The 10,117-nt window shown below is 66.1% G+C and carries 12 protein-coding genes; 5 read left to right on the top strand and 7 right to left on the bottom strand.

Features of this window, described 5'->3' with window-relative positions:
* Both BFN01_RS10835 and BFN01_RS10830 read left to right on the top strand, forming a co-directional pair.
* A partial coding sequence (locus tag BFN01_RS10835; RefSeq protein ID WP_256221126.1) for a MaoC/PaaZ C-terminal domain-containing protein occupies positions 1-363 on the top strand: 363 nt, incomplete at its 5' end.
* Positions 364-548: 185 nt separating this feature from the next.
* Positions 549-860, top strand: coding sequence for a hypothetical protein (locus BFN01_RS10830; protein WP_029153956.1), 312 nt, complete (start codon positions 549-551; stop codon positions 858-860).
* 228 nt (positions 861-1,088) lie between these two features.
* Here BFN01_RS10830 and BFN01_RS10825 read toward each other — a convergent pair whose 3' ends face one another.
* The 5 genes from BFN01_RS10825 to BFN01_RS10805 form a co-directional block, all read right to left on the bottom strand.
* The gene (locus BFN01_RS10825) at positions 1,089-1,622 is read right to left on the bottom strand and encodes a signal peptidase II (protein ID WP_029264099.1); all 534 of its coding nucleotides are present in this window, start codon (positions 1,620-1,622) and stop codon (positions 1,089-1,091) included.
* Positions 1,619-2,227: a cadmium resistance transporter gene (locus BFN01_RS10820; protein WP_036275918.1), complete on the bottom strand. Its 609-nt coding sequence runs from the start codon at positions 2,225-2,227 to the stop codon at positions 1,619-1,621. The genes BFN01_RS10825 and BFN01_RS10820 overlap by 4 nt, the downstream gene beginning before the upstream one ends.
* Positions 2,227-4,152 carry a cation-translocating P-type ATPase gene (locus tag BFN01_RS10815; RefSeq protein ID WP_218161811.1) on the bottom strand — a complete coding sequence of 642 codons (1,926 nt, stop codon included), beginning with the start codon at positions 4,150-4,152 and terminating at the stop codon, positions 2,227-2,229. The genes BFN01_RS10820 and BFN01_RS10815 overlap by 1 nt, the downstream gene beginning before the upstream one ends.
* Positions 4,149-4,508 carry a helix-turn-helix transcriptional regulator gene (locus tag BFN01_RS10810; protein ID WP_036275916.1) on the bottom strand — a complete coding sequence of 120 codons (360 nt, stop codon included), beginning with the start codon at positions 4,506-4,508 and terminating at the stop codon, positions 4,149-4,151. Before BFN01_RS10810 ends, BFN01_RS10815 begins: the two co-directional genes overlap by 4 nt.
* Before the next feature lie 242 nt (positions 4,509-4,750).
* Positions 4,751-5,119, bottom strand: coding sequence for a MerR family transcriptional regulator (locus BFN01_RS10805; protein WP_071644276.1), 369 nt, complete (start codon positions 5,117-5,119; stop codon positions 4,751-4,753).
* A 177-nt stretch (positions 5,120-5,296) separates the two neighbouring features.
* Between BFN01_RS10805 and BFN01_RS10800 the strand changes: the two genes are divergently transcribed.
* From BFN01_RS10800 to BFN01_RS10790, 3 genes are all read left to right on the top strand, one after another.
* The gene (locus BFN01_RS10800) at positions 5,297-6,814 is read left to right on the top strand and encodes a SulP family inorganic anion transporter (protein WP_071644270.1); all 1,518 of its coding nucleotides are present in this window, start codon (positions 5,297-5,299) and stop codon (positions 6,812-6,814) included.
* 315 nt (positions 6,815-7,129) lie between these two features.
* Positions 7,130-7,810 (top strand): response regulator transcription factor, encoded by a 681-nt coding sequence (locus BFN01_RS10795; protein ID WP_033106335.1) that lies wholly within the window; start codon positions 7,130-7,132, stop codon positions 7,808-7,810.
* Complete coding sequence (locus BFN01_RS10790) at positions 7,807-8,784, top strand: sensor histidine kinase KdpD (RefSeq protein WP_033105316.1); 978 nt, start codon at positions 7,807-7,809, stop codon at positions 8,782-8,784. The genes BFN01_RS10795 and BFN01_RS10790 overlap by 4 nt, the downstream gene beginning before the upstream one ends.
* Here the strand turns inward: BFN01_RS10790 and BFN01_RS10785 are convergent.
* Together BFN01_RS10785 and BFN01_RS10780 are read right to left on the bottom strand one after the other, a co-directional pair.
* A complete protein-coding gene (locus BFN01_RS10785; protein WP_033105317.1) occupies positions 8,775-9,614 on the bottom strand; it encodes an FAD:protein FMN transferase in 840 nt (279 codons plus the stop codon). The two genes, BFN01_RS10790 and BFN01_RS10785, sit on opposite strands and share 10 nt — an antisense overlap.
* Positions 9,614-10,111: an FMN-binding protein gene (locus BFN01_RS10780; protein ID WP_071644268.1), complete on the bottom strand. Its 498-nt coding sequence runs from the start codon at positions 10,109-10,111 to the stop codon at positions 9,614-9,616. The genes BFN01_RS10785 and BFN01_RS10780 overlap by 1 nt, the downstream gene beginning before the upstream one ends.
* Positions 10,112-10,117: the final 6 nt, after the last annotated feature.

Below are 10,117 nucleotides of genomic sequence, written 5' to 3'. Positions count from 1 at the left end.
GCGCACTTCACCGGCGACACCTTCTACGCACACATGGACGAGGACGCGGCGGCGGCCAACCCGTTCTTCCCCGGACGCGTGGCGCACGGCTATCTGCTCGTGTCGTGGGCGGCGGGGCTGTTCGTCGATCCCGAGCCCGGCCCCGTGCTGGCGAACTACGGGCTCGAGAACCTGCGGTTCGTCACGCCGGTGTCGCCGGGGGACAGCATCCGGGTCGAGCTGACGGCCAAGCAGATCACTCCGCGCGAGACCGACGAGTACGGCGAGGTGCGCTGGGACGCGGTCATCCGCAATCAGCGCGACGAGATCGTCGCGATGTACGACGTGCTGACCCTCGTCAGCAAGGATCCGGTCGCCGCCTGAACAGCCCCTGCCGAAAACGCTGCGGCCGAGGTTTTGGCGATATAAGTTTCGGCAGGGGGTTTCGGCGGGCAGGTTTCCGGCGTGTCGTGCACCTTGCGGTCGAGGTTGACGCGGCTGCCGTAAACGATCGTTTTCGGTGGTAGCCCGGGCACGACATCAACAGCGAAGTCGAGGATGATTGAGTCGTGGAGATTGAGCTGCTTTATATCGCCGGTTGCCCCAGCTGGGTTGAGGCTGGCCGTCGTGTTTCTGAGGCGCTACGAGAAACAGGCCACGACGAATCGGAGGTTCACTACCGACTCATCCGGACGGAGGAGGACGCGGGCGCAGTCTCGTTCGCGGGCTCCCCCACGATCACCCTGGATGGTAACGATCTCTTTCCGGGGTCGGGGCGAAGCAATGACCTCGCCTGCCGTATTTACAGCACCCCTGCTGGGCTGGCCGGGATGCCAACGGTTGAACAGATTCGAGAGGCGCTCTCCGCTCATGGCGACTGACGAGGACGTTGCGTGCACGTGCTGCGGGCGACATCTGCCACGCAAGAAGCTGCACGCACTCGGAGACGATCGCGCTTTCATCTGTCGACGATGCGGCTGGTGGGTGGCTCTGCGCCTACATCGCGACCGCCCGCCTGCCTAAGCGTGAACTCACTCAACGGCTGCCCACGGCGATCGCGCCGATGTAGAGGGCGAGTTGATGGGTGTCCCACCACCGCACAACGGATCTCACTCGGTGCTCTCATCCCCGGCGCGGATCATGAAAACTGCTCCGGTGATCGCTGCGGCGAAGATTACGATGTCGGCGATGTTGCCGATGAACCAGTTTCCGTAGGCGAGGAAGTCCACGACGTGACCACGGGCGAATCCGGGGTCCCGGAAAAGGCGGTCGCCTGCGTGTGAGGCGGAAGCGCCGCCGAGCGCGCCGATGACGATCGCCCATCTCACGCGTTGCACTCGGAACGCGAACACGATCGCTGTGACCGTGGCGGCGACAGCGAGCAGCGCGAACACCCAGGTGAAGCCTTCCCCGAAGGAGAATGCCGCTCCGGGGTTATAGGCGAGCTGCAAACCCAGCAGGTCACCGATCAGCGGGATGCGCTCACGGTCGGTGAGGGTCGCTTCGGCCCACACCTTGGTTCCCTGATCGATCAGCACGACGACCACGGCGATCAAGAGCGCTCCACCAGTGAGCTGCCGCCGCCGGGTCGACGACAGCTTGCGCGCAGCGGGCGGATGAGCCTCTGACTGGGAGGAGGTCATGCGAGCACCTCGATCAGACGGACGATGACCCCAGATTCGATCAGGATGAACAGGCCCAGGCCGATGAACACGGCCGGTACGAGCCAGTGCTCGACGCGCTCCAGCCCCTCGGTAACAGCCTTGTTGGTGCCGATCAGCCGGCCGGCCGCGCACCAGACCGCGACGAGGATCAGGAATACGACGATCATGATCGCGACGTCGCTGGGGGCGCTGGTGCGGAAGATCGGCGTGTAGAGGGAGATGTTGTCGGCCCCGTTGGCGATCGTGATCCCTGCGACGCCCCATAGTCCGACCGCGGTGATCTTGGAGTCGTCATCATCGTCATCGCTGTTACGGCGCAGGCCGCGAATGAGCGTCCAGATGCCGATGCCGAGCGGGATCAGACCCAGGAAACCGACCCATTCGTCCGGAACGATGGTGAGACCGAGAGCGGCGATCACGCTGATCACGACGAGGGTGATGAACCCGAGATACTGGCCCGCGACGATCTGCCACGGCCGGGGCTTCCCTCGACTGGAAGCCAGGAACAGCACGGTGAGCACGACAATGTCGTCGATGTTGGTTGCCGCGAACAGGCCGATCGCTGAACCGATAGTTGCGAGCATCAGCTTTCCAGTCGTGGCGTGCGGGTGCGTGCGCCACGCAGGCCGTTGAGGATCACGATGACCTCCGCGACCTCGTGGACCAGGACGACGGCCGCGAGCCCCAGGACGCCGAAGAGCGCGAGCGGGAGCAGTGCAGTGATGATCAGTAGCGACAGGATGATGTTCTGGTTGATGATCCGTCGACCGCGGCGGGCGTGATCGAACGCTCGCGGGATGAGGCGCAGATCATGGCCGGTGAAGGCCACGTCGGCGGATTCGATTGCCGCGTCGGAGCCGGTGGCGCCCATCGCGATACCGATGTCTGCGCCAGCGAGGGCCGGTGCGTCGTTGATTCCGTCGCCGATCATCGCGACCGGCCCCGCCTTTGACAGCTCGCCGATCGCGGTTGCCTTATCCTCGGGACGCAGTTCCGCGCGCACGTTGCTGATCCCGGCCTGCGCGGCCAGTGCACGAGCGGTGCGGGCGTTGTCTCCGGTGAGCATCGTCACGCCGACGCCTTGGTTGGTGAGCGTCCGGACTACCTCGGGGACTTCAGGGCGCAGTTCGTCGCGGACGCCGATCGCGGCGACGGGGGTTCCGTCGCGGTGGACGATCACGACGGTCATGCCCTGCTCCTCCAACTCCGCGACCTGCTTCCCGAGGTCGCCCGCGTCCAGCCAGCGAGGACTGCCGACGGTGATTCTCGATCCGCCGACAGTGCCGTCGATGCCGTGCCCGGCCTGCTCGGTCACATCTGCAGCTGCCGGTGTGCCCGGGGCCGCGGCGGTGATCGCAGAGGCAAGGGGATGCGTGCTGTGCTGCTCCAGTGCGGCCGCCCAGGCCAGCGCCTGTGTCTCGGTCACGCCGTTCGCAGTGAGCACCGCGGTGACCGCAGGTTCGTTGCGGGTGAGGGTGCCGGTCTTGTCGACCGCGACGTGGCGGACCGTGCCGAAGCGCTCGAAGACGGCGCCGGACTTGATGATCACGCCGAACTTGCTTGCTGCGCCGATCGCGGCGACGACCGTCAGCGGCACCGAGATCGCCAGCGCACACGGAGAAGCGGCGACCAGCACGACAAGCGCGCGGGTGATCCACACCTCTGGATCGCCCAGCAGCGACCCGATGATCGCGACGAGCGCTGCGAGGATCAGAACGCCGGGTACGAGCGGGCGGGCGATCCTGTCCGCGAGACGTGCACGCTCGCCCTTCTCGGTCTGCGCCTTCTCGACCAGCTCCACGATCGTGGTGAGCGAGTTGTCGGTGCCCGCAGCGGTCGTTTCGACCTCCAGCGCGCCGGCGCTGTTGATCGCACCGGCCGACACCGCATCGCCGGGCTCGACCTCGACGGGGATCGACTCCCCGGTGATCGCCGAGGTGTCCAGGCTGGAGCGGCCAGAACGGACGATCCCGTCGGTTGCGATCCGCTCGCCGGGACGGACCACCATGACCTGGCCGACCGTCAGCTCTCTCGCGGGCACCTGCGCAGAGACGCCGTTCTGCAGCACGGTCGCTGTCTCCGGCACGAGCTTCAGCAGCGCCCTCAGCCCGCCCCGGGCACGGTCCATCGCTTTGTCCTCGAGCGCCTCAGCAATCGAGTACAAGAACGCCAGAGCCGCAGCCTCCTCCACGTAGCCGAGGATGACCGCGCCGATCGCGCTGATCGTCATCAGCAGCCCGATACCGAGCTTGCCCTTGAACAGTTTCCGGATCGCGCCGGGCGTGAACGTCGACGCACCGAGGAGCAGACCGGCCCAGAACAACACCAGCGCCGGGATCTCGAGGCCGGACCATTCAAGGATCAGACCGGCCAGGAATGCGACACCGGAGAAGACCGGCACCATGATCCCACGGTCCCTCCACCAGGGCCGCACAACCTCTTCGGTCTCATCCTCCGCCGCAGTGGCAGGCTGGGCAGGCTCGTGCTCGCAGCCACACGCCGCGCTCACGCGTCCGCCCCCGTCCCACAGCAGCCAGCCACCGTGCACGCAGAGTCCACGCACGGCGCGTGCTCATCGACCGCCAGCGTCACGTCCACGAGCGCGACGAGCGCAGCCGTAAGATGCGGGTCGGCGATCTCGTAACGAGTCTGGCGACCCTCCGGCTCGGCAACGACAATCCCGCAGTCACGCAGGCAGGTGAGATGGTTCGACACGTTCGAACGCGTCAGCTCCAGCTCACGAGAGAGCACAGCCGGGTAGCTCGGTCCACCGAGCAGAGACATTAGGATTCGGGAACGCGTGGGATCGGCCATGGCCCGGCCGAGCCGGTTCATGACATCGAGGCGTGAGGAAATAGTCAGCACACACTGAACTATACAGTGATTGATGACCTATTGGAACGGCTTCACCCCAGGCGACATCTCTGGGGCCTGGGTGTAAGTACATCCGGCTCACACCCCACCGAATACGCCTACCGAAACCCGCTTACGGCGCACGTTTCTGGCATTCGATCTGGTGTGCCTTCACTCACCGCGCCGCAGACGATCGTTTACGGCAGGCCGAACGACTATGGGCCCGAGGTCTCGAACCCCGCCTATCCGTCTCTTTAGAGCTGGCCGAGAAGGTGCACGAACTCGTCGGCCATGGCGAGCTGCTCCGTGAGCTTCTGACGGCGCTGGTCGGCGCCGTCGCGGATGTCGTCGATCCGGGCGCGCAGCGCGATATCGCTCGGGTCGATGGTGAGGGCATCGACAACGTCGAGGAGTTCACGCATCTCGTCGAGGGTGTAACCCAACGGTTTCATTCTGCGGACGATGAGGATGCGTTCGACGTCTTTCTCGGTGTACAGCCGGAACCCGCCCTCCGTGCGCGCGGACGGCTGCACGAGCCCCACGTCGTCCCAGTGTCGAAGCGAGCGGAATGAGAGCGCCGTGCGCTCGGCGACCTCGCCGATCCGCATCGTTTCGACGGTCACGTGTTCGTCTTCCACTGATTTCCCCACAACACTCACGTTACGTTAGAGTCTAGATCGGCGCGGCTCTCGCGCCCGCTCCCCATATCTTCCCGCGTCGGCCTGACCGACGCCTGCGCGCCGCTGCGCTCCCATTCGTTTCCCGCGCTCTCACGAGAGAGCCCAACACCCGGAGGGCACATGACTGCCGTCACCCCCACCCGCGACTCCGCGTCGCGTTACCGCATCGAACCCACCGTCATGCAGGCTCTACGCAGCCCGCGCCTCCTCACCCGCGAAGTCCTCGCCGGGCTCGTCGTCGCACTTGCCCTGATCCCGGAGGCGATCGCGTTCTCGATCATCGCCGGCGTCGACCCCCGGGTCGGCCTGTTCTCGTCCTTCATCATGGCCGTCGCGATCGCGTTCCTCGGCGGCCGCCCTGCCATGATCACCGCGGCCACCGGAGCGATCGCGCTCGTCATCGCGCCCGTCGCTCGTGAGTACGGCATGGACTACTTCATCGCCACGGTCCTGCTCGGTGGACTCATCCAGATCGTCCTCGCGTTGCTCGGTGTCGCGAAGCTGATGCGCTTCATCCCGCGGTCGGTGATGGTCGGTTTCGTGAACGCTCTGGCGATCTTGATCTTCACTTCGCAGTTTCCGCAGCTCATCGGCGTTCCCTGGCTGGTCTACCCGCTCGTCGCGGTCGGCCTGCTCGTGATGTATCTCATGCCGCGGATCACGAAGGTCATCCCGGCACCACTCGTCGCGATCGTGCTGCTCACCGCGGCAGTCGTCGTCTTCGCATGGAACGTGCCGAACGTGGGCGATCAGGGAGAACTCCCCGAGAGCCTGCCGGCGCTGTTCATTCCGAATGTGCCGCTCACCTTCGAGACGCTGCAGATCATCGCTCCCTACGCTCTGGCAATGGCCGTGGTCGGCCTGCTCGAGTCGCTGATGACCGCGAAGCTCGTCGACGACATCACCGATACCCACTCCCGCAAGACCCGTGAGGCACTCGGACAGGGTGCAGCGAACGTCCTCTCCGGCGCGTTCGGCGGCATGGGAGGCTGCGCGATGATCGGCCAGACCATGATCAACGTCAAAGCCTCCGGCGCCCGCACCCGGATTTCGACCTTCCTTGCCGGCGTCTTCCTGCTGGTCCTCGTGCTCGCGCTCGGTGACGTGGTGGCGATCATCCCCATGGCAGCGCTCGTCGCCGTGATGATCCTCGTCTCGATCGCGACTTTCGACTGGCACAGCATCCGCCTGAGCACGCTCAAGCGCATGCCGAAGAGCGAGACCGCCGTCATGCTCATCACCGTCATCGCCACGGTCTGGACGCATAACCTCGCCGTCGGCGTCATCCTCGGAGTCATCGCCGCGATGATCATGTTCGCCCGCCGCGTCGCCCACTTCGTCAGTGTCACCCGCACCCTCAGCGACAACGGCGACACAGCGCATTACGCCGTCGACGGAGAGCTGTTCTTCGCGTCCAGCAACGACCTCACCACCCAGTTCGAGTACGCCGACGACCCGGACACCGTGGTCATCGACATGAGTAGGTCCCACGTCTGGGATGCATCCACCGTCGCAGCCCTCGACGCGATCGTCACCAAGTACGAAAACCACGGAACAAACGTCACCATCCAAGGCCTGAACGACACCGCCGCAGCCTTCCACGGCCGCCTCACCGGCAACCTCGGCGCCGGGCACTGAGTCACGATTCATGCAGAGAAGGGGCGGCCTCAAGGCCGCCCCTTCTCCGTTATCCACTGAAGAGCCACCGATCCTCGGACCTCAGGCTCGGCATCGAGCGAGACTTGATCCTCCAGTGCGCCGAAACTGTCTGTCGAAATCGGCTTCCGGTGCACGTTTGCGGCACCCCTCGCGGAGCAGAATACGAAGTCACGCCAGAAACGATCGTTTCTGGCCGGACGGCGACGGCATGCGGAAGATCAGTCTGCGATACCCGACCGGGTTTGGGTCGGGCGTACGCTGATGGTCTCGATCGCAGACGACAGGACGCCGACCATGGGTGACTCGGCACAGAGGCCGCGCAGTTCGCTCCTCTACGTGGAGGATGACGCCGACATCGCTGCGCTGACCGTCGAAGTGCTGGAAGACGTGTACGACGTCGAGCATGCCTCGGACGGCGAGACCGCGCTCCGTTTCGCGCTGAGCAGGCGATACGACGCCATGCTCGTCGATCGACGGCTCCCCGGCATGGACGGCGTCGATTTTATCCGTGCCGTGCGCACCGCGCACATCACGACCCCCATCCTGATGCTGACCGCGCTCGGTACCGTGGACGATCGTGTCACGGGGCTGGACGGCGGAGCGAACGACTACCTGGTGAAGCCCTTCGATTATGACGAGCTGCTGGCGCGCCTTCGGGCGCTGCGGCGCGCGTTCCGCGCTGAGGGGGTGCGTCGGCGCCTCGGCGAGTGGGTGTTCACGCCGGACGCCCAGGCCGCGTACGATCCATCGGGAATCCGAGTGGCGCTGACGGCGACGGAGAGCGCGCTCCTGGAGCTGTTGAGCACCAGCCCCGAGCACGTGTTCAGTCGGGACGAGATCCTCCGCGCCGTGTTCCATGAAGGAGACACGACGAGTTCGGTGGATACGTATGTGCACTATGTGCGGCGCAAGACGACTCCCGACATGATCGAGACCGTCCGCGCGCGCGGCTACCGTGCGGGAACACCGTCATGAGCGACGCCGATACGAGGCGGGTGCGACGCGCAGCGCTGTCCATCGGGCTCTGGGTCGGGATCTCGTCCGGGGTGATCGTCGCGATCGGCATCGGAGTGCTGATCGCCGTGGTGCTCTCCACGTCACGCCGCGAAGGCGAGGAGCACGGCGGCGGCTGGGTCGGCGGTCCCGCCGGGACGAGAGACGACTTCATCGTCGACATCGACGTGGTCGTGCCGACCGTGATCATCCTCGGGTTGATCGGCGTGGTGCTGCTCGGGGTGGTCGCCGCGGTCGCCGCGCGACGGTCGGTCCGCCCGCTCGGGGAGGCGCTGCGTCGGCAGCGGAACTTCGTGGCCGACGCGAGTCACGAGCTCCGCACGCCACTGACGACACTGACAAGCCGCGTCCAGGTACTGCAACGCCGTCACGATCGCGGCGAAGATATCGGGGCGGGCCTCACCGACCTCCGGCACGATGCGGACATGATGGCCGACGTACTCAACGATCTGCTGATCGCTGCGGAGGGGGAATCGATTCCCGATGGGAACGCGGACGTTGCGACAGCGGCAGCCGCAGCCGTAGCCGCGGTGACGACGAGCGCACAGGACTCCGAGGTCTCGCTCACGATCACGGTGGATCAGGAGGCGGAGGTGCAGCTGCCGGTCGTCACGCTCGTCCGCATCCTGGTCGCGCTGCTCGACAACGCAGTGCAGCACTCCCCCGCCCGCGGCACTGTCTCAATCCACATCGGGAGAGACCTCCGGAACGTGACGGTGCGCGTGATCGACGAGGGCTCCGGGATCGAGGGCATCTCCCCGGACCAGGTCTTCGAGCGGTTCGCGCGTCCGCGCGAGAGTGGACGCCCCCGCAGCTTCGGTCTCGGTCTCTCACTCGTGCGGGATGTCGCCCGCCGTGCCGGCGGTTCCATCGAGGTCGAACGATCGACGACATCCGGCACGACCTTCCTGCTCACACTGCCGGCTCATCCCTGAACGAGTGCGCATCCCCCGATCGGCTGCGCACCGGCCGTCGTCGTCTGCACATCAACCATCGTGGTGCCGAGCCAGCGGGTCACCCGACGATCATCGTCGACGACGATGCCGGTGCGGGATCCCGCGGCCGCAATCCACGAGCGGTCCGCTGGACCGGCCACCACAGCAGCGGTCGCCCAGACGTCCGCCTGTGTGAGACCGTCGGCCACGATCGTGGCCGACGCGACACCCGTCGCGGGGCGGCCGGTGCGCGGATCGAGGATGTGATGCCCGCGCTCCGCCGTCCCTGAGGTCGCCACCGCGCCGTTCACCACGTCGATCACCGCGATTATCTGGCTACGGTCGTGCGGGTCGGCGATTCCCACCTGCCATCGCCAGTCGACTCCCGCCGCCGTGAACAGCTGCAGGTCTCCGCCGGCGTTGATCCCGACCGCGGTCGCAGCTGACAGCAGCGGCTCGAGGTGCCGACGGCTCGCTGCTTCCACGGCCCAGCCCTTCACGTATCCGGTCGGGTCGAACCATCCGCGCCACCGGGCGGAGAACAGTCCGCCGGTGTCCTGTTCGGCGCGTTCGCAGGCATCTGCGACCAGCGACATCCTGCTGTCCGCATCCGCGATAGCGAGCTCACTGCGGCGAATGCGACTGATGTCGGAATCGGCGCGATACGTCGAGAACACCCGATCGATCTCGCGCAGTTCGTCGAAGCATGCTTGCACAGCCCGGTCGGCGCCCGCGTCGGTCGTCTCCTCCGGGCCGATCAGGTGGATGCTCATCGGGATGCCCATGATCTCTTCGACCCAGGCCCGCGTCCCCTCATTCGCGGTACGCATCAGCTCTGCGCCTGGTCGATCGCGCTCTGCAGCGACGAGAGGTAGCCATCGCTCGTGTAGGTGGCGCCGGACACCATCTGGATCTTCGAGCTCTGAGCCTGGATCGTCTCCGAGACGAGCCTCGGGATCGCGGTGCCGTTGATCTGCCGATCCCGGCCGTTGCTGTTCGGGTAGTCGACCGCCTGCGCATCCGTTATCCGTCCGCCCGAGACGGTGATCTGCACCCGCACCGGCCCGTAGCGAGTCTGCGACGATGTGCCGGTGTAGGTTCCGTCGGCGAGGCCGGTGGCAGACGTGGTTCCCGAGTTCGAAGACGTGGTTCCTGAGCTCGACGTGGTTCCCGAGCCGCTCGCGCCGGTGTCGGCGGTCGTCGACGAACTGCCCGCTGTCGCCGCACTGGCGTCGGTCGGGGTGACCGCCTCCAGAGACGTTCGGTAGCTGAACAGCAGCACGAGACCGCTGACGGTCGCGAGCAGCGTGTAGAGGATCTTCTTCATGGCCGT

The sequence above is a fragment of the Microbacterium sp. AR7-10 genome (genome assembly GCF_001878835.1).
GTDB classification, from domain to species: domain Bacteria; phylum Actinomycetota; class Actinomycetes; order Actinomycetales; family Microbacteriaceae; genus Microbacterium; species Microbacterium commune.
This window is presented reverse-complemented; position numbering and strand designations above follow the sequence as displayed.

Bases quoted from the DNA above. Each gene is read 5' to 3' on its own strand.
- BFN01_RS10825 (WP_029264099.1), bottom strand. From the start codon at position 1,622: ATGACCTCCTCCCAGTCAGAGGCTCATCCGCCCGCTGCGCGCAAGCTG.
- BFN01_RS10820 (WP_036275918.1), bottom strand. From the start codon at position 2,227: ATGCTCGCAACTATCGGTTCAGCGATCGGCCTGTTCGCGGCAACCAAC.
- BFN01_RS10800 (WP_071644270.1), top strand. From the start codon at position 5,297: ATGACTGCCGTCACCCCCACCCGCGACTCCGCGTCGCGTTACCGCATC.
- BFN01_RS10795 (WP_033106335.1), top strand. From the start codon at position 7,130: ATGGGTGACTCGGCACAGAGGCCGCGCAGTTCGCTCCTCTACGTGGAG.
- BFN01_RS10790 (WP_033105316.1), top strand. From the start codon at position 7,807: ATGAGCGACGCCGATACGAGGCGGGTGCGACGCGCAGCGCTGTCCATC.
- BFN01_RS10785 (WP_033105317.1), bottom strand. From the start codon at position 9,614: ATGCGTACCGCGAATGAGGGGACGCGGGCCTGGGTCGAAGAGATCATG.
- BFN01_RS10780 (WP_071644268.1), bottom strand. From the start codon at position 10,111: ATGAAGAAGATCCTCTACACGCTGCTCGCGACCGTCAGCGGTCTCGTG.